The sequence below is a fragment of the Nocardia arthritidis NBRC 100137 genome (assembly GCF_001612765.1).
Lineage (GTDB): Bacteria > Actinomycetota > Actinomycetes > Mycobacteriales > Mycobacteriaceae > Nocardia > Nocardia arthritidis.
In genome coordinates this window covers 26260-46868 of sequence record NZ_BDBB01000041.1, presented here as the reverse complement: position 1 = coordinate 46868, position 20609 = coordinate 26260, and the positions used below count along the sequence as shown (strand labels likewise).

General features: G+C 70.4%; 22 protein-coding genes. 9 read left to right on the top strand and 13 right to left on the bottom strand.

The genetic code is table 11. The annotated features are described in order from the left end of the window. Positions 1-411: 411 nt before the first annotated feature. The 5 genes from NA8_RS25255 to NA8_RS25235 all read right to left on the bottom strand — a co-directional run bounded on the left by NA8_RS25255 (position 412) and on the right by NA8_RS25235 (position 4906). Positions 412-2010 (bottom strand): amidohydrolase, encoded by a 1599-nt coding sequence (locus tag NA8_RS25255; protein WP_063052846.1) that lies wholly within the window; start codon positions 2008-2010, stop codon positions 412-414. Between the two features lie 40 nt (positions 2011-2050). Next, entirely contained in the window at positions 2051-2305 is a 255-nt protein-coding gene (locus NA8_RS25250) for a ribbon-helix-helix protein, CopG family (protein ID WP_063052871.1), read from the bottom strand. Between the two features lie 57 nt (positions 2306-2362). Next, on the bottom strand, positions 2363-2845 hold the full coding sequence (locus NA8_RS25245) for an FxsA family protein (protein WP_063052845.1): 483 nt from the start codon (positions 2843-2845) through the stop codon (positions 2363-2365). Between the two features lie 92 nt (positions 2846-2937). Then, positions 2938-3597 (bottom strand): response regulator, encoded by a 660-nt coding sequence (locus tag NA8_RS25240; protein ID WP_063052870.1) that lies wholly within the window; start codon positions 3595-3597, stop codon positions 2938-2940. Between the two features lie 136 nt (positions 3598-3733). Beyond that, a complete protein-coding gene (locus NA8_RS25235) occupies positions 3734-4906 on the bottom strand; it encodes a sensor histidine kinase (protein WP_063052844.1) in 1173 nt (390 codons plus the stop codon). Positions 4907-5158: 252 nt separating this feature from the next. Here NA8_RS25235 and NA8_RS25230 point away from each other — a divergent pair, with 252 nt between their 5' ends. After that, positions 5159-5926: a TSUP family transporter gene (locus NA8_RS25230; protein ID WP_063052843.1), complete on the top strand. Its 768-nt coding sequence runs from the start codon at positions 5159-5161 to the stop codon at positions 5924-5926. Here the strand turns inward: NA8_RS25230 and NA8_RS25225 are convergent, their stop codons facing one another. Next, positions 5927-6574 carry a TetR/AcrR family transcriptional regulator gene (locus NA8_RS25225; RefSeq protein ID WP_245660173.1) on the bottom strand — a complete coding sequence of 216 codons (648 nt, stop codon included), beginning with the start codon at positions 6572-6574 and terminating at the stop codon, positions 5927-5929. Between the two features lie 180 nt (positions 6575-6754). Between NA8_RS25225 and NA8_RS25220 the strand changes: the two genes are divergently transcribed. Together NA8_RS25220 and NA8_RS25215 are read left to right on the top strand one after the other, a co-directional pair. Continuing rightward, positions 6755-8278 carry a TldD/PmbA family protein gene (locus tag NA8_RS25220; protein ID WP_157106911.1) on the top strand — a complete coding sequence of 508 codons (1524 nt, stop codon included), beginning with the start codon at positions 6755-6757 and terminating at the stop codon, positions 8276-8278. Between the two features lie 8 nt (positions 8279-8286). Then, positions 8287-9663 (top strand): metallopeptidase TldD-related protein, encoded by a 1377-nt coding sequence (locus tag NA8_RS25215; RefSeq protein ID WP_063052869.1) that lies wholly within the window; start codon positions 8287-8289, stop codon positions 9661-9663. A 10-nt stretch (positions 9664-9673) separates the two neighbouring features. Here NA8_RS25215 and NA8_RS25210 read toward each other — a convergent pair whose 3' ends face one another. Together NA8_RS25210 and NA8_RS25205 are read right to left on the bottom strand one after the other, a co-directional pair. Next, positions 9674-10057: a PPOX class F420-dependent oxidoreductase gene (locus NA8_RS25210; protein WP_063052841.1), complete on the bottom strand. Its 384-nt coding sequence runs from the start codon at positions 10055-10057 to the stop codon at positions 9674-9676. A 67-nt stretch (positions 10058-10124) separates the two neighbouring features. After that, entirely contained in the window at positions 10125-10673 is a 549-nt protein-coding gene (locus NA8_RS25205; RefSeq protein ID WP_063052840.1) for a PadR family transcriptional regulator, read from the bottom strand. An 83-nt stretch (positions 10674-10756) separates the two neighbouring features. Here NA8_RS25205 and NA8_RS25200 point away from each other — a divergent pair, with 83 nt between their 5' ends. Continuing rightward, positions 10757-11503 (top strand): DUF8817 family protein, encoded by a 747-nt coding sequence (locus NA8_RS25200; protein ID WP_063052839.1) that lies wholly within the window; start codon positions 10757-10759, stop codon positions 11501-11503. 16 nt (positions 11504-11519) lie between these two features. On the opposite strand, the gene map is transcribed toward NA8_RS25200, so the two are convergent. Next, positions 11520-12284, bottom strand: a complete 765-nt coding sequence (gene map / locus NA8_RS25195) for a type I methionyl aminopeptidase (protein WP_063052838.1) — start codon at positions 12282-12284, stop codon at positions 11520-11522. 104 nt (positions 12285-12388) lie between these two features. Here map and NA8_RS25190 point away from each other — a divergent pair, with 104 nt between their 5' ends. Continuing rightward, a complete protein-coding gene (locus NA8_RS25190) occupies positions 12389-12652 on the top strand; it encodes a helix-turn-helix transcriptional regulator (RefSeq protein WP_063052837.1) in 264 nt (87 codons plus the stop codon). A 126-nt stretch (positions 12653-12778) separates the two neighbouring features. Here the strand turns inward: NA8_RS25190 and NA8_RS25185 are convergent, their stop codons facing one another. Beyond that, positions 12779-13945 (bottom strand): epoxide hydrolase family protein, encoded by a 1167-nt coding sequence (locus NA8_RS25185; protein ID WP_063052836.1) that lies wholly within the window; start codon positions 13943-13945, stop codon positions 12779-12781. 124 nt (positions 13946-14069) lie between these two features. Between NA8_RS25185 and NA8_RS35320 the strand changes: the two genes are divergently transcribed. After that, complete coding sequence (locus tag NA8_RS35320) at positions 14070-14897, top strand: histone deacetylase (RefSeq protein WP_245663999.1); 828 nt, start codon at positions 14070-14072, stop codon at positions 14895-14897. Here NA8_RS35320 and NA8_RS25175 read toward each other — a convergent pair. Continuing rightward, positions 14783-16054 (bottom strand): PucR family transcriptional regulator, encoded by a 1272-nt coding sequence (locus NA8_RS25175; protein WP_063052835.1) that lies wholly within the window; start codon positions 16052-16054, stop codon positions 14783-14785. The two genes, NA8_RS35320 and NA8_RS25175, sit on opposite strands and share 115 nt — an antisense overlap. A gap of 208 nt (positions 16055-16262) precedes the next feature. On the opposite strand from NA8_RS25175, the gene NA8_RS25170 reads away from it, so the two are divergent. Further along, positions 16263-16640, top strand: coding sequence for a hypothetical protein (locus NA8_RS25170; protein ID WP_063052834.1), 378 nt, complete (start codon positions 16263-16265; stop codon positions 16638-16640). A 21-nt stretch (positions 16641-16661) separates the two neighbouring features. Here the strand turns inward: NA8_RS25170 and NA8_RS25165 are convergent, their stop codons facing one another. Then, positions 16662-17612 (bottom strand): FAD-dependent oxidoreductase, encoded by a 951-nt coding sequence (locus tag NA8_RS25165; RefSeq protein ID WP_063052833.1) that lies wholly within the window; start codon positions 17610-17612, stop codon positions 16662-16664. 111 nt (positions 17613-17723) lie between these two features. On the opposite strand from NA8_RS25165, the gene NA8_RS25160 reads away from it, so the two are divergent. Next, positions 17724-18827, top strand: coding sequence for a glutamate--cysteine ligase 2 (locus tag NA8_RS25160; RefSeq protein ID WP_063052832.1), 1104 nt, complete (start codon positions 17724-17726; stop codon positions 18825-18827). Between the two features lie 44 nt (positions 18828-18871). Here the strand turns inward: NA8_RS25160 and NA8_RS25155 are convergent, their stop codons facing one another. Then, on the bottom strand, positions 18872-19597 hold the full coding sequence (locus tag NA8_RS25155) for an anti-sigma factor (protein WP_063052831.1): 726 nt from the start codon (positions 19595-19597) through the stop codon (positions 18872-18874). Between the two features lie 373 nt (positions 19598-19970). Between NA8_RS25155 and NA8_RS25150 the strand changes: the two genes are divergently transcribed. After that, on the top strand, positions 19971-20519 hold the full coding sequence (locus NA8_RS25150) for a TerD family protein (protein WP_063052830.1): 549 nt from the start codon (positions 19971-19973) through the stop codon (positions 20517-20519). The last annotated feature ends 90 nt before the right edge of the window (positions 20520-20609 follow it).

Below are 20609 nucleotides of genomic sequence, written 5' to 3'. Positions count from 1 at the left end.
GCCGGGTGAATACGCCCCTCGGCCGCGTGCGGCCGCTGCCTGGCGGTCCCGTGCGCGCTCGCACCGCCGCTCTTCCGCAAATTTAGCCTGACACTCAGTGCCACGGTGGTCCCCCGGGTAACCGAATACAAGTACCCCGTTGCCCGGCGATCAGGCCCGAGAAACCCGGTTACCGCACTCCGGCGAACGGACTCTGCGCGGCGGAGTCCATCTTGTGTGGATGTGCTGCACGCGTGCTCCGCGCCGGAGGGCGGCTGCCCCGCGGTCGGCTGCGGGAGATACGGCGTCCGCCGTTCGGCCGACCTGGGGCCGAGGGCGGGAAAGCGAGATACGTAGACCCGGCCGGGTCCACGTACCCGAAGCCCGGTCACCGAATGGCCGGGAACCGTGGCGGGCTCCGCGGCCGTCCGCTCATCGCGCATAGATCGTCACGCCCCGGTGCACGGTACGCAGGCACGTGGGAAGCGGTGCGTCCGGTTCGAGCGCGGGCAACCCCGGCACGCGCGACCGCGGGTCGGTGGACCAGCGCTGTACCGAATCGGCGGCCGCGGCGACGACGAGTTCGCCGGTATCCCAGATCGCGAAGGAAGCGGGCGCTCCGGGTACCAGGGTGCCGGCCACTCCGTCGCGGACGCCCCCCGCGCGCCAAGCGCCGCGGGTGGCCGCGGCGAACGCGGCGCGTGGGGACAGGGCGTGGCCGGGGGTGCGGTGAGCGGCCGCGGCACGCACCGCCGCCCACGGATCGAGCGCGGTGACCGGGGCGTCGGAGCCGATCGCCAGGGCGACGCCCGCGGAGGCCATGGCGGCGAACGGGTTCGACGCCGCGGCGCGCTCGGCGCCCAGCCGCGCGGCGTACATGCCGTCCGGACCACCCCACGCGGCGTCGAATCCCGGTTGCACACTGGCGATCACACCCCAGCGAGCCAGGCGGGCGATGTGCTCGCCGTCGACGAGTTCGGCGTGTTCGACGCGATGTCCGAGCGCCGCGACCGCCGGGCCGCCGAGTTCGGCGACCACCCGCTCGACACCGGCGAGGACGGCGTCCATGGCGGCGTCGCCGATCACATGGAATCCGGCCTGGATACCGGCGACGGTGCAGGCGCGGACGTGGGCGGCGATCGCGTCGGCGTCGAGATAGCTTCGGCCGCAGCCGGATTCGTCGGCATAAGGGGCCCGCAGCCATGCGGTGTGCGATCCGAGGGACCCGTCGACGAACAGGTCGCCGCCGAGGGCGTGCACCCCGAGTTCGTCGATCAGGGCGCGGGCTTGCTCGGCGCTGCGCACCGCCTCGCCCCAATAGGCCCGGACCTGAACGCCGTGTTCGAATTCGAGCAGTTCGCGTACGTCGGCGCGGCCCGCGATCTCCGGACCCGCGCACTCGTGGACCGCGACGACACCGTGTGCGGCGGCGTGGTCGAGTGCCGTGGCGCGCGCTCGATCCCGTTGCGCCCGGGTGAGATTCGCGAGCGCGGCGGCGCGCACCGTGTGATGGGCGGCGGCGCGCACGGGCTCGCCACGGGTGAATCCGTCGGTCGCGGGCAGTTCGGGTAGCGCGTCCAGCAACGCCGAGGACGCCACCGCGGAGTGCGCGTCCACCCGCGAGAGGTAGACGTGCCTGCCCGCACCCGCCGCCGTGTCGATCTCCTCGACGGTGGGCGGCCGCCTCTCCGGCCAGGTGGTCTCGTCCCAGCCGTCGCCAAGGATCGCGCCGTCGGGGTGTGCCTGGGCGAACTCGCGCAGCAACCGCAGGCAGTGCTCGAGCGACCGGGTGGCCGAGAGGTCGAGCCCGGTCAGTTTCAGGCCCAGCGCGGTGACGTGCACATGCGGATCGACGAACGCGGGCGCGACGAAGGCGCCGTCGAGGTCGACGATCTCGGCCTCCGGGTGCAGGGCGCGACCCGGTTGCTCGGCGCCCAGCCAGACGACGGTGCCGTCGCTCACCGCCATCGCCGTGGCGTCGGGCGAACTGGCACTGTAGAAACGACCGCCGATCAGCAACTGGGTACTCACGAGGCACCAGTCTGCCGTATGCCCGATCCGGCGGTTTCGGTCAGCCGTTCAGCAGGGGGTGGCGCGCCAGATCCTCCGGCTGCGCCAGCACCGCCATCACTTCCGCGTATTCCGGCGGCGCACCGCCGGTACCCGCGGCCGGTGGAGGCAGGCAGCCCGCCTCCACGGCGATCAGCTCCAGCCGCAGCGCCGCGGCCGTGAATCCGGAAATCGACTGTCCCGCAGCGGCTGCCGCTCGTTTGACCGCGGCAGCCAGCTCCTCGCTCACCGTTACGGTGAGTTGCTCGGTGGCCATCGCGCCACGATAGCCCTTCGCGCCGCCACAGGGAACCGGGTAGGCCGACTCCACCGCTCAGGACGAGGTGATCGCGCGGCGTGCGTTGCCCTGGCCGTCGTCGTACCACTGCCCCACGACGGCGCCGTCGACCACTTCGCCCCCGTCGATGACCACGCCACGGTAGGGCGCGGCCGCGACGAGCCTGCGGAAGCGGCGCGCGGCGAAGGCCAGGACGAAGGGTCGCACCAGGACTCGTGTGGGAGGCAGCAGCAGGAGCAGGCCGAACAGCGAGGTGACCAGGCCGGGCACGAACATCAGCACCCCACCCGCCGCGACCAGTGCGCCGTCGGCCACGGCGGTCCCGGGCGCCACTTCTCCGCGCGCGGCCCGGCGGAACTGCTCGAACACCCGCCGCCCTTGGGCTCCGACCAACAGCATGCCCGCGGCCGATCCGGCGATCAGCACCAGGACGGTCGGCAGCACGCCGATCAGCTGACCGGCCGCGACCAGGGCGGCGACTTCGACGACGACGTACAGCACGAACAACAGGGCGGGCATGGCGATCCTTTCGGACGATCTACCCGGTCAACGTTCCGCACCTGGTTTTTTCTCCCCGATCCGCCTGATAGAGCGCTGAGATCCGCCTCGCATCAGCGGCCCGGCCGCACCAGCCCCGTCTCGTAGGCCAGTACGACCGCCTGAACCCGGTCGCGCAGACCGAGTTTGGTCAGCACCCGTCCGACGTGTGTCTTGACCGTGGCCTCCGACAGGTACAACTGTTCGGCGATCTCGGCGTTGGAGCGTCCGGCCGCGATCTGCTCGAGCACTTCGCGCTCGCGGGCGGTGAGCACGTCGAGCACACCCGGGTCGCGGGTCCGCGCCGGGTTCTCCGCGATGAGCCGGTCCAGCAGACGTTTGGTGACCTTGGGCGAGACCACGGCGTCACCGGCGGCGATGCTGCGGATGGCCGAGACGAGATCCTCCGGCGGGGTGTCCTTCAACAGGAATCCGCTCGCCCCTGCCCGAAGCGCGCCGAGCGCGTGCTCGTCGAGGTCGAAGGTCGTCATGACCAGCACCCGGCTGCCGTGCCCTGCCTCCACGATGCGGGTGGTGGCGACGACGCCGTCCACCACCGGCATCCGCACGTCCATCAGCACCACATCGGGGCGCAGTTCAGCCGCCCTGGCGACCGCGGCGGCGCCGTTGGCCGCCTCGCCGATCACTTCGATGTCGGGGTGCGCGCCGAGCACCATCTTCAATCCCATCCGCATGAGTTCCTGGTCATCGACGACGAGTACGGTGATCGGCACGTCGCCCAATGTAACGTGACCGCTTCGGCGCGCCGTTCGGCCTGCGCCGCGACGGGTCGCCCCCACCGCGCCGTTGGGGCCGAAACCCTATGCGGCGCAGCGCTCTACACGTCGCGGGCGAATCCGGTGGCCTGGCTCACTCCGCTGCGACCGGTCGCAGCGGGATGCTGGCGTGCACGCGCCAGGCTCCGTCGGCGTCGCGGCCCGCTTCCAGGCTGCCGCCGAGCACCGCGACGCGTTCGCGCATCCCGACCAAACCGAGCCCGCTGCCCTGGATGCGCGTGCCCGCATCGTGCAGCGGGACCCCGCCGGTGTCGGTGACGTCGATCAGCACGTCGGCGTCGGTGCGGCGGACCCGCACCCACGCCTTCGGGTGCGGCCCGGCATGCCGCAGCGTATTGGTCAGCGATTCCTGCACGATGCGATGCACGCCGAGGCTGACCTCGGGGGCGATGTCGTCGAGTTCCCCGGTCAGCTCGAGCTCCACGGCCAGACCGGTGCCTCGCATCATCTCCACGACCTTGGCGATGCCCGCGGTGCCGTGCTGGGGCACCTGGTCGGGAGCGTGTTCGGTGCGCAGCAGAGCCACGGTTCTGCGCAGTTCGCGCAGTGCTTCGCGGCCGGTGGCCGCGATGGTGGAGAGCGCCTGTTCGGCAGCGTCCGGGTCGCGGCGCAGCGCGTATCTCGCGCCGTCGGCCTGCACGATGATCACGCTCACCGCGTGGGCAACCACATCGTGCAGTTCCCGCGCGATGCGGGTGCGTTCGGCCGCGACGGCGTCGTGCGCGCGACGCTCACGGTCGTAGTCCGCGACCGCGAGCCGGGCCGCCACCTCGGCGTCGTAGGCGTGCCGCGCGCCGATGAACTCCGCCAACGTCCAGCACAAGGCGTAGAACATGGCGGTGAACACGCTGTCGGAGCCGGAGGGTTTCCCGATCGCCACGATCGAGAGCGCGAGATCCACCGCCAGGCCGAGCCCGTACCACAGTCCGTCCCGCCGGCCGACGTAGGCGACCAGGGTGTAGAGCATGATGCCGTGCGAGAGCATCGCGATGTGATCGGCGTCGTCCTCGGACAGGAAGCCCACCAGCGTCGCCGTCAACGACAGTGCCAAGGTGGTGGCCGCCATGGCCCGGGGGTACACCCGCCGCAGGGTTAGCGGCAGTGGGAGCAGCACCCCGATCGCCAGGTAGGCGAGCTTGTTGTGCGCGTTACCCACACCGACGATCTCGAGCAGCACGAAAACCGCCGCGAGCACCGAATCGGCCACGACGGGCTTGCCTCGGAGCCACAGACTGAATCGACGCACGCGCTCAGCCTAGGTGCGCCCGGCTGGAACGCAGGCAGGCCCGGCGGCGGGCTCCGCCGCGGACGGTGGGCGCGACTTCCGGCGCGACACGACCGTCGAGATTTGGTCGAGGGGCGTCCGAGGTTGCCCGCGCACGATATCGCGGCCGCACGCGCGCCGATCTCTCCCAGGACGATGCGCAGCCGGTCAGGGCCGGGCAACCGACGGCAGCCGGGGACGCCCGGACAGGCCCGGGTCTGGTTGTCTACCGGGGTGGAGATCGGAGACTGGGCGGTTCTGTTGACGGCGGCGACGGCCGCGGGCTGGGTGGACGCGGTGGTGGGTGGCGGCGGGCTGATCGTGTTGCCGACGTTGTTCGTGGTGGCCCCCGGCATCGCGCCGCAGACCGCGCTGGGCACCAACAAGCTCGCCGCGGTCGCCGGGACGAGTGCCTCGGTGCTGACCTTCGCGCGCAAGGTGCCGATGCGCTGGCGGGTGCTGCTGCCCGCGGCGGCGATCGCCGCGGCGGCGGCCGCGGTGGGCGCTGCGGCGGTCTCGCTGATCGACCGCGAACTGTTCGTCCCGATCGTGATGGTGGTGCTGGTCGGCGTCGCCGTGTTCGTCACGTTGCGTCCGTCGATCGGCGTCACCTTGGCCACTCATCCGCCCACCCGGCGCAAGATCGTGCTCACGGTCGCGCTGGCGGCGGGATTGATCGGCTTCTACGACGGGCTGCTCGGTCCCGGCACCGGCACATTCCTGATCATCACCTTCGCGACTCTGCTCGGCACCGAGTTCGTGCGGGCCGCCGCCATGGCGAAGGTGATCAACTGCGGCTCCAATATCGGAGCGCTGATCTTCTTCGGGGCGACCGGGCACATCCTTTGGGCGCTCGGTACGGGGATGGCCGTGGCGAACGTCCTCGGCGCCGTGGTCGGCGCGCGCATGGCGCTGCGCAAGGGCGCCGAGTTCGTGCGCGTCGTGCTGCTGGTGGTGGTGATCGGGATGGTGATCCGCCTGGGTTGGCAGCAGTTCGGCTGATCAGCCCACCGGTTCGGCGCGCTGGGTGGCCAGCCAAGGTTGCAGCACCCGCGAGGTCGTCTCGTGAATCCTGCGCTGCAGGCGCTCGGCGTCCTCGACACCGGCCACCGGCTGCTGGAACAGCACGGTCAGCGCACCCGACACCGCGCCGACGACCGCGCCGACCAGAGCGGCGGCGCCGACCTCGTCGAGTTCGGCGGGAAACGCCTTGTGCAACTGTCTGGCGATCTCGCGCTGGGTGACCAACTGGGCGTGCGCGGCGCGGCCGCTCACCGCGGGCACGGTCCGCGACACCTGGGCGCGCAGCGCGCCGATCCGGGCATAGAGGTCGTCGACGAGATGCTCGCCGGGATTGTCACCGGCGGCGCGCAACGCGCGCAGCAAGACCTCCACCGGCCGTTCCCCTGGTCGCCGGCTGGCGATGGCCGCCACAGCGGCGCGCACCCGCTGGTCGGATTCCGGGAAGAGCAGCTCTTCCTTGCTGGCGAAATAGTTGAAGAACGTGCGGGTGCCGACGTCCGCCGCGGCGGCGATGTCGGCCACCGTGGTCTCCTCGTAGCCTCTGGTCTCGAACAGCTCGGCTGCGGCTTCCAGGATGGCTCGGCGGGTACGTTCGCGTTTGCGGTCACGAAGGGCGGATGGCGGCACGCGGGCACAGTACGGCATCCGGCGAGCAACACGCCGGAGGTGCGGGTGTCGCGCGCGCCGTTCACCCTGCGGCACCGGCGCATTCCGCGCGAACCGGCACGCGATGCATTCTCGCACGGCGTGTGATCACCGCGCCCGCACGCACCTGCGGCGCCACCGGCTAGGTTGGTGCGGGTGAGCATCGCGACTTCCAGAGACGTGGACGCCGAGTTCCTCGACCTGCCACTGGCCGCGCTCGCCGACGCCGCCCTGGCCGCGGCGACGGCAGCCGGCGCCGAGCACGCCGACCTGCGGGTGCATCGCCTGGTCACCCAGTCGATCCGCTTGCGCGACGGCCGGGTCGAGGCGGTCACCGACAGTACCGGACTCGGCTTGGCCGTGCGGGTGATCGTCGACGGCACCTGGGGTTTCGCCTCGCACGCCGCGCTGACCCCCGACACCGCCGTCGAGGTGGCACGTACCGCGGTCACCGTCGCTACCACGTTGCGGGCGCTCAACCGCGAGCGCGTCGAGTTGGCCGACGAGCCGCGTCATGCCGACGCCCGCTGGGTCTCGGCCTACGACATCGACCCGTTCGCCGTGCCAACCGGCGAGAAGCTCGCACTGCTGCAGGATTATTCGGAGCGGCTGTCGCACGCCGACGGGGTGGACCACGTCACCGCGAGCGTGCTGCAGGTCAAGGAGCAGACCTTCTACGCCGACACCGCGGGCTCGTCGATCACTCAGCAGCGGGTGCGGCTGCATCCGAGCCTCGAGGCGATCACGGTGGATGCCTCGGCGGGAGTGTTCGAGACGATGCGCACGCTGGCCGCGCCGGTGGGCCGCGGATGGGAATACGTCACCGGCGCCGACGGTGTGTGGGACTGGGACGGCGAACTCGCGCGGATCCCGGAGTGGCTGGCCGAGAAGGTGAAAGCGCCCAGCGTGCAGGCCGGGCCGACCGATCTGGTCATCGATCCGACCAACCTGTGGCTGACGATTCACGAATCGGTCGGTCACGCCACCGAGTACGACCGGGCCATCGGCTACGAATCCGCCTACGCGGGCACCTCCTTCGCCACGCCGGACAAGCTCGGGTCGCTGCGCTACGGCACCCCGATCATGCACGTGACCGGCGACCGCACCCAACCGCACGGGCTGGCCAGCGTCGGCTACGACGACGAGGGCGTCGCGGGGCAGCGCTGGGATCTGGTCCGCGACGGCGTCCTGGTCGGTTATCAACTGGACCGGGTTTTCGCGCCGCGCCTGGGTCTGCGGCGGTCCAACGGCTGCTCGTACGCGGACTCGGCGCATCACGTGCCGATCCAGCGGATGGCCAACGTCTCGCTGCAACCCGATCCCGACCGCGACACCAGCACCGAGGAGTTGATCTCGCGGGTGGACGACGGTCTTTACATCGTCGGCGACAAGTCGTGGTCGATCGATATGCAGCGCTACAACTTCCAGTTCACCGGCCAGCGATTCTTCCGCATCCGCGGCGGGAAGCTGGACGGCCAGGTGCGCGACGTCGCCTACCAGGCCACCACCACCGAGTTCTGGGGTGCGATGGAAGCCGTCGGCGGACCGTCCACATGGCAGCTCGGGGGCGCGTTCAACTGCGGCAAAGCGCAGCCCGGCCAGGTCGCCGCGGTCAGCCACGGCTGCCCGTCGATCCTGGTGCGCGGCGTCAACATTCTCAACACCCGGACGGAGGCCGGCCAGTGAGCGACGATCTGTTCCCCGCGAGCGTGACCGTGGAGCGGGCGCTGGCGCTGTCGCGCGCCGACGAGGCGATCGTGATCGTCCGCGACGAGCACGAGGCGTCGCTGCGCTGGGCCGGGAACTCCATGACCACCAACGGGTCGTCGGTGTCGCGGCACTGGGCGGTGATCTCGGTCTTCCGCGAGGGACCTACCCTTGCACGGGTCGGCACGATCGCCTCGACCAGTGTCGATCCCGACGATATCGAGGCCGTGGTGCGGGCCGGTGAAGCGGCGGCGCGCGGCGCCGAGCCCGCACGAGACGCGATGCCGCTGCTCGAGCCGGACGCCGCCGACGACGACTGGACCGCCCCGGCGGGTGGCACCGGCATCGAGGTGTTCACCGATCTGGCCGAGGGCCTGGCCGCCGGATTCGACAGCGCCGACCGGCTCTACGGCTTCGCCCACCATCAGATGCACACCACTTGGCTGGGCACTTCTACCGGCATCCGCCGCCGCTTCGTGCAACCCACCGGTTCGGTGGAGATCAACGGAAAGCGCGGCGACGGTGCCGATCTGGCCAGCGCGTGGGTAGGGGTCGGCACCGCGGACTTCACCGACGTCGACGTATCCGGCCTGCTCGCGGATCTGTCCCGCCGCCTGGACTGGGCCAAGCGCAGGATCGAGTTGCCCGCGGGCCGCTACGAGACGTTGCTACCGCCCTCGACCGTCGCCGACCTGATGATCTATCTGGCCTGGTCGATGGAGGGCCGGGGCGCGCAGGAGGGCCACACGGCCTTCGCGCGGGCGGGCGGGACCCGCGTCGGCGAGCGCCTGAGCGATATCCCCCTCACCCTCTACTCCGACCCGCACGCCCCCGGCCTGGAATACCGTCCGTTCGTGGCGGCGACCGCGTCGTCGGAATCGATGTCGGTGTTCGACAACGGCTTGGCCGCCGAGCGCGTCGACTGGCTACGCGACGGCGTGATCTCCGCGCTGATCTATCCGCGCGCCAGCGCTGCCGAGTTCGACGCCCCCACCACGGTTCCCGGCGAGAACCTGCTGCTCACCGGCGGTTCGGAGGCCACGATCGATGACATGATCGCGCGCACCGAGCGCGGCCTGCTGTTGACCACGCTCTGGTACATCCGCGAGGTCGACCCGGCGACGCTGCTGCTCACCGGACTCACCCGGGACGGGGTGTACCTCGTCGAGAACGGCGAGGTCACCGCCGCGGTGAACAACTTCCGGTTCAACGAGAGCCCACTGGATTTGCTCCGGCGGGCGAGCGAGGCGGGAGCGACCGAACTCACGCTGCCGCGCGAATGGAAGGACTGGTTCACCCGGACCGCCATGCCGCCCCTGCGGATTCCCGACTTCCACATGTCGTCGGTCAGCCAGGCGACCTGATCGGCGCGGGTCAGGCGGCCGGGGTGATCTCGATGCCGATGGTGCCGGACTTGCCGCGCCGCAGGTTGCTGCCGAGGATGACCAGCGGGCCGGTGAGCCAGTACTTGCGGCGCAGCAGTTTGCGCACCCGTTCGGTGCCCTCGGCGTCGAGCAGCCGCCCGGTCCCTTCGATCACCGCACCGCGCGGCTTGCCGGTGGCGTTGCACGCTTGCAGGGTGACCGCCGGATCGCGGCGCAAGCGCTTGACCTTCCAGCTGTCGGTGACGGTCCAGACGTACACCTTGCCGTTCTCGGTCACCGCCCACACCGCGGTGCCGACGGGAGTTCCGTCCTTGCGGAAGGTGGTCAGCAGCACGTAGTCGGCCTCGGCGACGGCGTCCAGCGAATTCGTCATGCCGGCAGCGTATCTCGCATCTCGGCGCGGGGAGCTGTGCGGGAAAGGCGGCCTGCTCGCCGGCGACCTATTCCGGCAACCGGTACTCCCCCGCTTCCAGGCGCGTCAGCACGCCCTCGGTCCACGTCGACAGGTTCGCGAACACGCCGCTCCACAGCTCCAGCAGATCGGTCGCGTGCGGCGCTTCGTATCGCCCGGGGTAGTCCGGGATCATCGCCAGCAGGTCGGCGCGCACCGCCTCGCTGCGGCGGCGCTGTTCGCGCAGCTTCGCGATGACGTGCGCCCTGGGCAGCGCGTCCATGAAGGCGATGCCCGCCCCGAGTTCCTCCATGTCGACGCTGACCAGTGCCTCGTCCATCAGCTTGCGGAATTCCGCCTCGCCCGATTCGGTCAGCTCGAACAGCGTGCGTCCGGGGCCCTGGTCGCTGTTCTCGGTCGCGAACGCGCTCAGCTTCCCCTCACGCGTGAGCTGTTTCAGTGCGTGATAGATCGAGCCGGGCTTGACATTCGTCCAGGTCTCGGCGCGCCAGGACAGCAATTCCTGACGCAGGGCGTACCCGTGGACGGGCTGACGCAGGCGCATCACCCCCAGCACCAGCAGGCGTACCACCGACATCGTGAACTCCTTTCGCCCCCGGACCGCATGGTAGTCAAGTTTGACTTCCGGCGGCGCACGGGCCTACCCTGCGGTAGTCAATATTGACTACCGCAGGTAATCGGGAGGATTCCGTGGTCGACACGGCGGTACCGCAGCTCTGGACCCGCGACCTGTCCGGCACGCTGGATTTCTACAAGACACTGGGTTACACGGTGACGCACGAGCAGACCCGCCCCTACGTCTATGGCGCGGTAGAGGACCACGGCTGCGCCCTGCACTTCGTGCCCGCGCCCAAGGACGGCGAGGTCCCCACCGAACGCGCGGGCTGTCTCGTCATGGTCGACGACGTCGCGAGCAGGCATCAGGCTTTCAGCACGGCACTGCGCGCCCGCTACGGCAAGGTCCCCGCGAAGGGCCTGCCCCGAATCACCCGCTTCCGGCCGGGGCAGTCCCGGTTCACCGTGGTCGATCCGGCAGGCAATCAGGTGATCTACATCCAGCGCGACGAGCCACCGGAAGTGGAGTACGGCGGATCGAAGGAGCTGGACGGGCTGGCCAGAGTGCTGGACAACGCCCGCATCCTGCGTGAGTTCAAGACCGACGACAAGGCCGCGTTCCGCGTGCTCGAGGTCGGCCTCGGCCGGTTCCGAGCCGAGGCGCCGCGGCTGGATGTGGCCCGGGCGCTGGCGGCGCTCGCCGAACTGGCCGTCGCGATCGGAGAACCGGGTCGCGCCGGGCAGTTCCGCGACGGGTTGCGCGCGATGGAACTGTCCGCCGCGGAACGCGCGTCCATCGCCGGGGAGCTGCGCGCCTCCGACGACTTGGCGGCCTGGCTGTCGCAGACATAACCGCCGGTCGGCGCGCTCACGCCGCGGTCAGCACCTCCGGCCCGTCCGGGGTGATCGCGACGGTGTGTTCGGAGTGGGCGGTCCGTGAGCCGTCCGCCGAGCGGATGGTCCAGCCATCGGGATCGGTGACGATGCGGTCGGTGGTGCGCGCGAACCATGGTTCGATCGCGATGGTGAGTCCGGGCCGCAGCCGATAGCCGCGCCCGGGCCTGCCGTCGTTCGGCACGTGCGGGTCCTCGTGCATGGTGCGGCCGAGGCCGTGGCCGCCGAACTCGGTGTTCACCGGGTAGCCGTACGCGCGCGCCACGGCAGCGATGGCGGCGGAGATGTCGCCGATATGATTGCCGGGCACCGCGGCCGCGATCGCCGCCGACAGCGCCTCCTCGGTGGCCCGCACCAGCCGCACGTCCTCGTCCGCGGCGCAACCGGCCACCACCGTGGTCGCCGCGTCCGCCACCCAGCCACCGATCCCGACCGCGAGGTCCATACTCAGCACGTCGCCGTCGCGCAGCGTGTAATCGAACGGAAGTCCGTGCAGCACAGCATCGTTCACCGAGAGGCAGACGGTGTTGCGGAACGGCCCGCGCCCGAACGAGGGCGCGTAGTCCCAGTAGCAGGACTGCGCGCCGCGTTCGCGGATGCGCTCGCGGACGTGGGCTTCCAGGTCGAGCAGGTTCACTCCCACCCGCGCGCGCTCACGTAACTCGGCGAGCACGCCGGCGACGAAACGCCCCGCCACTCGCATTCGCGCGATCTCCGCGGGGCTCTTCAACTCGACCATCGGTCCTCCGTACATCGGTATTTTAATACCACGATAGCCGCTCCGGTATTTTTATACCAATCGGGACGCTTGCGGTGTTCGCCGGCCGTCCGTAGCCTGAGCGCATGGTCCGGCTCCCGTTGACCCCCGCGCAGATCGAGGCAGGCCGTCGCCTCGGCTCCGCCCTGCGCGCAGCTCGCGCGGACCGCGAACTCACCGAGGTCGCGCGGGCGGCCGGGATCTCCCCGGAGACGCTGCGCAAGATCGAGACCGGTCGACTGCCCTCTCCGGCCTTCGGCACCGTGGTCGCGTTGGGGCAGGCGCTCGCGGTCCCGCTCGACGATCTAGCGGACATCTGGCGCTCGGCGGGGCTCGCCGAATCCGCCTAGGGCAGATCGCCCGCCTTCCTCGGAACGATCGAGATGCCGACGGACGGTTCGCCATTACGCGTTCGCACGTAGCTCCCCGCCGGACGTGGGCGGCGACGCGCTCGCTCGGCCGCCGCTACCCGGCCGCTATCCGCGATAAGCGCGGAAGAAGGCGCGGACGTCGGCCACGAACAGTTCCGGTTGCTCCGCCGCGGCGAAGTGCCCGCCCTCGCTGTATTCGGTGAAATGCTCGATGTGCCCCTCCGGGTTCATCACCCGGCGCATCAACGGGTGCGTGCCGAACACCGCCCACCCCTGCGGCACCCCGGATGGCATCACCCAGTCCATCCCGGAATGCGCGTTCTCCCAGAGGAATTGCGCCGCCGACGCGCCGCTGCGGGTGAACCAGTAGATGCTGACGTTGGTCAGTAGCAAGTCACGATCCACTGCCTCACCGTCCGGCCGTGCCCGGTCGGTCCAGGCTTGGAACTTCTCCGCGATCCAGCCGAGTTGCGCGACGGGCGAATCGGTCAGGGCGGCCGCTATGACGTTCGGCTGAGTGGTCTGCAGCGTCAGGTATCCCTTCTGCTGGGCCCACTTCTCCCGTTCGGCATCGATGGAGGCGAGTTCGTCGTCGGTGAGCCCGCCCGGCATCGGCAGCTGCTCGCCCACCAGCCCCAGTGTGCCCGGGTCGCTGTTCACATGCGTCGCGATCACCCGCTCCGGATGGGTCGCGGCCAGACGTCCGGTGACGCCCGCACCGATATCACCGCCCTGCGCCACGAACTTCTCGTAACCCAGCCTGCTCATCAGCTCCGCGAACGCCTCGGTCGTGCGCGCCAGTTCCCACCCCGTCGAGGCCAGCGGCGTGGAGAACCCGAACCCGGGCAGCGAGGCAATCACCACATGGAAGGCGTCCGCCGGGTCGGCGCCGTGCGCCCGTGGATCGGTCAGCGGGCCGATCAGCTCCAGGAATTCCACTACCGATCCCGGGTAGCCGTGGGTGATCAGCAGCGGAATCGCGTCCGGCTCGGGCGAGCGCACATGGAAGAAATGGATGGTCTGCCCGTCGATCTCGGTGGTGAACTGGGGGTGGGCGTTCAACCGCGCCTCCTGCGCCCGCCAATCGAATTCGTCAAGCCAGTACCGCGCCAGTTCTCGCAGGTAGCTCGGCGCGATGCCGCGGTCCAGGCCCGCCTCGGTGCCCGGCACCACATACGGTGAGCGCGTCCGGCCGAGCCGCTCCCGCAAGTCGTCGAGGTCGGCCTGGGGAATATCGATGCGGAAAGGCCGGATCTGCTTCGTGTTCGTCATGAGAGCCACTATTGCGGCCATTGCGGAAGACTTGCTTCCGCAATATGCGGAACGTCGTCGCGCCGGTTCCGGTCGGGCGTCGGGGACGGTGTGCGGAGACGGCGAGAGGCCGAGAATAGGTGGCATGATGGCGCGGCAGTCCCAGGGCACAGCCGGCTCGGCGACACCCCGAGCGGCATCGGTCGCGGCTCCGCACGGCTCGCGCGGCGAGCTGGTCTGGTACGCCGCATACGGCTCCAATATGAGCCTGACCAGGCTACGGACCTACCTTCGCGGCGGCAGGCCGGAGGGAGGAGCGCTCACCCTGCCCGGCTGCCGCGACCACGCCGACCCCATCCGCTCGATCCCACTCCTGCTCCCGGGCGTGCTGTATTTCGCGACCGAATCGCTGACCTGGACCGGCGGCCGCGCCTTCTACGACCCGGGCTGCCCCGGCGAGATGGCCGTGCGCGCCCACCTGATCACCACCGCCCAGTTCTCCGACATCGTGGCGCAGGAGATGTATCGCGACCCGGGCACGGAGCTGAGCTTGACCGAGGTGCTCGAGACGGGGACGACAACGCTCGGTTCCGGCCGGTACGAGACCCTGGTCTGCGCGGGAACACATGCCGGACACCCGGTGCTCACCTTTACCGCCCCCTGGCGCTGTCGCGACGTACGGGGCAATCCGCCCGCCGCCGCCTACCTGCGGCACCTGGCCGCGGGCGTGCGTGCCGCGCACGGCTGGTCCCGCCGGGCGACCGCGGGCTACCTCGCCACTCGTCCCGGCGCCGACCGACGATGGACGCCCGACGCGGTTCACGAACTGATCGGCGCGCAGGAGCCGCGGCGGCGAACCTACGAGGAGACCGCGGCCGCCCGGGTCCACTCACCGACCGGCGACTCGTCCTCGTTGTCCCGGTGGCTGCGCGCGACCAACGCGGCGCGCAGATACCAGACCCCGGAGGCCTGAGCGGGGTCGAATCCGGTGAGCTGACCGATGCGCTTGAGCCGGTAGTCCACGGTGTTGGTGTGGATGTGCAGCGATCGCGCGGTCCGCTGGCGATTCAGGTTCGTGCCGATATGCCGTTTGAGCGTTTCGAGGAGTTCGGGGTGCTCGTCGAGCGGATCGAGCAGCGTCCGGAGGGTCTCCAGTCCGGGCCCGGGCCGGGTGAGCTGGTATTCCAGCGCCAGGTCGTCGAATCGGAACAGCCCGCGTCTCCAGCGCAGCCGCTGCACCATGTCGAGCAGCTCGTGGGCGCGGTCGGCGGCCGTCGGCACCTCGACCGGAGCCGCGGCGATCACCGTTGCGACGATCGGCACCTGGGCCGCGCGGCCGAGCCCCTCCACCAGGTCGTCGAGGGCCTTGTCCTCGGGCGAGGCGGACGGCAGCAAGACGGTGCCGCCGTCGACGCTCAGCAGCGACAGCACCGCCTCCCCGCAGCGGGTCGCGAGTTCGGATTGCACCCGGCGCAGCTTCCGCCGCGCCACCACCGCACCGTCGAGTTGCGGATTGCGCTCGTCCGGATGGGGTGGAATCGCCAGCGCGAGAACCGAATACGAGTCGGCGATCTGGATGCCGCATTCGCGGGCCATGGTGAAGGTGGGGTGCCCGCCGAGCAGGGCCGAGGCGAGGGTGTGCGCCGCCGTGTGGTGCTCGCCGACCACCGCGCGCAACTCGGTCACGTAGGCGCGTGAGACGGTCGAGGTGATGGTGTCCAGGATCTCCAGCAGGCGGCGGCTGATGTCCTTGAGGCTGTCGAAGTCCGCGGCGGTCGCGTTCGCGACGATCAGGTCGAAGCCGAGCTTGAACCCTTCGTGCACGGCGTGGTGGATGGTGTCGATCGGGATGCCCTCACGCGCCCAGCCCGCCGCGGCGTTGCGCAGCAGCAGGGTCTTCTCCGGGATGTCGCTGCCGTCGAGCATGCTGACGGCCAGTTCCAGACACAAGCGGGTGATGTTGGTGATGTCGCCGTTGAGCGCCTCACCCGGGAGGGTCCGGCAGTGCGCGACGGTCTCGATGAAGTGGCCGACCATTTTGCGAGACAGATTCCGCACGTCCCGCAGTGAAGAACTGGCCGGGCGGCCCGAGAGGGTCAGATCCGGGCCTGCCGAATCGGTGATGGACATGTGACTCCTTCAGTCCCCGATCACGGAAAGTACTCCACGGTAACTTGACCGGGTCGACGTGCCGAGGGTCGCGCCCCCGGTTGGGGACACCACCCGAACCGCGCGCTGCGCGTCTGTGAAGCCTCACAAGTCGTATTCGCGCGGTCGAATTCTTTCGATCCCCGTCGTAACGTCGGTAGCAGCAGGGTCGCCGGGCGGAGGGAGGGCCATGACTATCGGCCCGCACGAGAAAGATCGGGACATCGCCGAGGTGCCCGCGAGATCCGATCGTGGCACCCGTCGCGGTGGTCCCGACGCACTGATTCGAATGGGGCTGGAGTTGGCCCTCGTGCTGGTCGACGCGGCCGAGGCGGCGGGCAGTCTCGCCCTGGGCCGATTCGAGCACGCGGCCACCCGGTGCGCCCAGGCGGGAATCCCGATCGAAGCGGTGCACGCCGTCCTGCGCGACAGCGTCGACGCGGGCCTCGCCGGGCCGGTGGCCGATTCGCCCGAGCGACGCACCCCGCATGACCAGGTCGAGCCCGGCGTTCTCAGCGAATTCCTCGAGGCGCTGAACTCGGTCGTGGCGCGCAGTTACGCCAACTGATCCGACCGGGTCACGGTCCGCTCACAGCGCGGCGACCAGCGCCGCGCTCTCCAGTGCGCATCCGTACCCGATGGTGATGCCCGAGCCGCCGTGGCCGTAGTTGTGGACGACGGGTGTGCCGGGCAGCACCGCGGTGTCGAGTTCCACGCGGACTTCCCGGCGACCAGGGCGCAGTCCCACGACGGTTTCCAGCACTTCGCTACCCGCGAGAGCGGGCACCAGATCGCGGCAGCGCCGCAGAATCGATCGGGTGAGGCCGGGAGCCGGCGCCGTGTCCCACTCGCCGATGTCCAGGGACCCGCCCAGCACGCAGTCGTTCGCGCGCGGATGGACGTAGGCGCGGCCGAGCGGATGGGCCTCGTCGCGGACCGAGACGGACAGTCCGGGATTCGTGACCCGCACGATCTGACCGCGGATCGGATACGCCTCCCGATCGCCGACGAGTTCGGCGGCGCGCAGACCGGCGCAGTTGAGCACGACGTCCGGCGACAGGTCGGCGAGCTCGTCGAGCCGTCGCACAGTGCGCGGCACGCGGCGCGCGCCCGCCTCGTCCACTTGCGCACTGAGAAAGGGCAAGTAGGTCGGCATCTCCACCAAGGGAACTTCGAAACGGAACCCGAATCGGTAGCCGGGCGGCAGTTCGGCGCGATCGGCCGACCGGAACGAGCGCACCGATAGCGACCATTCCGGTATCGGGGGTTCGGCGCGATACAGCGCCATCGATGAGCACATCCGCACCCCCGGCACACCCGCGGCAGCCAGCCGCGCCAGGTGCTCGAAAGTGATATCGCTCCAGGCCCGCACCCGATCGGCGGGGCCCGCGGCGGTCGGAAACCAGACCGCGGCGGCCAGGAAAGACGTCGTCGCCGTGATCGGCTCGGCGCTGACGACGATGACCTCGTGCCGCGCCCGGAGCAGTTCGGCCGCGGTGGACAGACCCGTGATGCCCGAGCCGAGGACGACGATCCGCATGAAGGCGACCCTATCGACCCCCCGCCCGCGAGGGCTGTCGCCGCAGCACCGCCCGTGGGGAGCCGTGCTGTTCGGCTGACTAGCCGACCGGACCCTGGGTATTGCGTGCACATGGACGATGGGCGCCTGACGGTCGGCGTAGAAGAAGAATTCCTGCTTGTCGACCCCCGCACCGGCGCGCCGGTGGCACGCAATGTCGAAGTGGCGCGCACCGCCGAGGAGATCGGGGTCGACCTGCAACTCGAGCTGACGCGCTGTCAGGTGGAGACCAGCACGGCGGTACACACCGACATCGGCGCACTGCACCGGCAGTTGCGGGAGTTGCGCCGCGATATCGCCGCGTGCGCCGAGCGCAACGACGCACGCCTGCTCGCGGTCGGCATCCCGCCCACCGTCCCGCACGACTTCCCCGTCACCGATACGCCGCGTTACCAGCGCATCGCCGAGAACTTCGGCATGCTCGCCCACGAGCAGGGGCTGTCGGGCTGCCACGTGCACGTCGGCGTCCCCGACGCCGAAACCGCGGTCCAGGTCAGCAATCACCTGCGGCCGTGGCTGCCGCAACTGCTGGCGATGACCGCGAATTCGGCCATCTACCGCGGCACCGAAACCGGATTCGCCAGCTGGCGCAGCATCCTGTGGCGGCGGTGGCCCAGCGCGGGGCCACCACCGTATTTCGAGTCCGCCCGTGATTACGAGGCGATGGTCGCGATGATGCTCAACAGCGGCAGCATCCTGGACAAGCAGATGGTCTACTGGGACGTTCGTCCCTCGGTCTCGTTCCCGACCGTCGAAGTGCGGGTGAGCGACATCCCGGCCACGGTCGAGGAGACCGCGCTCTTGGCGGCGCTGGTGCGCGCCATCGTCGTCACAGCGCGCAAATCGTTGGCCGCGGGACATATCGCACCGCAGGTACCCGCCGAAGTGCTGCGTGCGGCGTACTGGAAAGCCGCCCGTTCGGGATTGGACGGCGACGGGGTCGATCCCTACGACAGCAACGTGGCGCCGGTGCGCGACCTGCTGTTGCGGCTGATCGAGCACGTGGCCCCCGCACTGGAGCAGGCAGGCGACCGGCAGTTCGTCGACGAGGCGTTCGCACACCTGCTCGCGCGCGGCAACGGCGCGCATCGGCAGATCGCGGCGCTGCGGGTGCGCGGCGAGATCAATGACGTCGTCGAGGAGGTCGCGCGCGCGACCCTCGAAGGGTGCGACTAGCCAAGGGCGTCTCGGCGCCGCCACCGGCGGCTTGTCGACACTCCTCAGCCCAGCGTGATGGCGGCGATCTGCGGCGAGGTCGGGCGCGGCGATCCTTTCGCGGGTTCGATCGTGACGGCGAGGACGTCCGCGGGATCGAATCCGGTCGCCACGCCCGCCTGCGGCACGCCGGTCAGCACGCCCGCCGAACGCGGCGTACCCGCGGACGACACGACCCAGAGCTGATATGCCCGGCCGGGCGGTGGCGCGGGTACCGCGTCTAAGGTGACCGCGACGGCGCCGAGCCGGGCGCAGGTGTGCACTGTCAGCGTGCCGCCGCCGGACAGCTCGATCACCCGGGAACGCGCGTCCGGTTGCCTCGAGACCTGCTCGGCCGTGACGGCCACGGCATGCGACCCCGCGTTCCGCTCGGCCACCACCACGGCGCCCACACCCGCCGTGACGGCCACCGCGGCGGCCACCATCAACCGGGCGAGGCGACGGTGGCGGAGGACTTCGCGACGGCGCCGCGCGCCGGGACGCGAGTCGTCGATCGCCCCGAGGATCTTCGACTCCAGGGTCGGTGGTGGATTCACTGCGGCGGTCGCGCTCAGTGCCGCCAGGGTCTCCCGAATCCCGTGCACCGCCGCCGCGAACGCCGCGGCCGTGCCGGAATCGGCCTTCACGAGCCGGTTTTCGATGCGCCTGCGCTCGATCTCGGCGACCGCGTCCATCGCGTAGGGGTACGCCAGGTCGAGCAGATCCGCGCGGGGGAACTCGGTACCGGTCATCGCCGGTCACCTCCGGTCGGTAGCCGTGGGTGCGCTCCATTCACCCGTAGAGCGCTCGCCGCTGCCTCCGCACGCGAACCTTCTCCGGACTCCGCAGGCGAACGACCGCGCGTGGTGGGACCCGCGCCGCGGTTTCGGCGCACCTGCCCTGTGCCAACCCGCATGCCTTGACTTCGCGGCGAACGGCCTCGCGGATTGGATTCTCGCCATATCCGGCACGAACACGGGTACGCTGCTCGTCCGCCGGAATCGTCCCGATCGTCTCGGTCGGGGCGTTGCCGGGTGCACGGCAGGCCGGCCCGCCCTGCAACCCGGGGCCCGTCCACGCTCGACGGCGGAACCGTACCGCTCACCGACGCAGAGGAGAATACCGATGCTCACCGTGCTCCGCGATGAACGCGACGTCCCGCTCGAGCACGTCACCGTGGCGCTGGGCTGGGACCCCGCTACCCGTTCGCGCTTGCTCGGCCGGCGCGAGGAGATCGATCTCAACGTCGCTGCCCTGCTGTTCGCCGCGGACCGGCTCGTCGACGTCGTGTATCACGAGCAGCTCACCTCGACGGACGGGGCCGTCCGCCTGCACGGCGACAGCCTCACCGGAGAAGGGACGGGCGACGACGAGGTCATCAGCGTGGACCTGTCCCGCCTCTCCCCAGATGTCACCACCGTGCTGTTCCTCATCACCAGCTACACCGGCCGGACGCTCGATCGGATCGCGAACGCCTACTGCCGGGTGATCGACACCGCGGCGGGTACCCAGCTCGCCCGCCACGAGCTGACCGGCGGCGGCTCGCACACCGGCATGGTGCTCGGTCGAGTGCGTCGCGCCGACGGCGTCTGGCACTTCGACGGCATCGGCGCGGGCTTGCAGGCACGGCACCCGGTCGAGGCCGTTGCGCAGATCGGCGCCTACATCGAGTGACCTCCGACCGATTTCGCCTGCCCCGCAATCGCTTCGGAGACCGTCGGCGCCGGCGATCGCGGGTCGGCGCTGCCCGCGCGCCGGTTACCC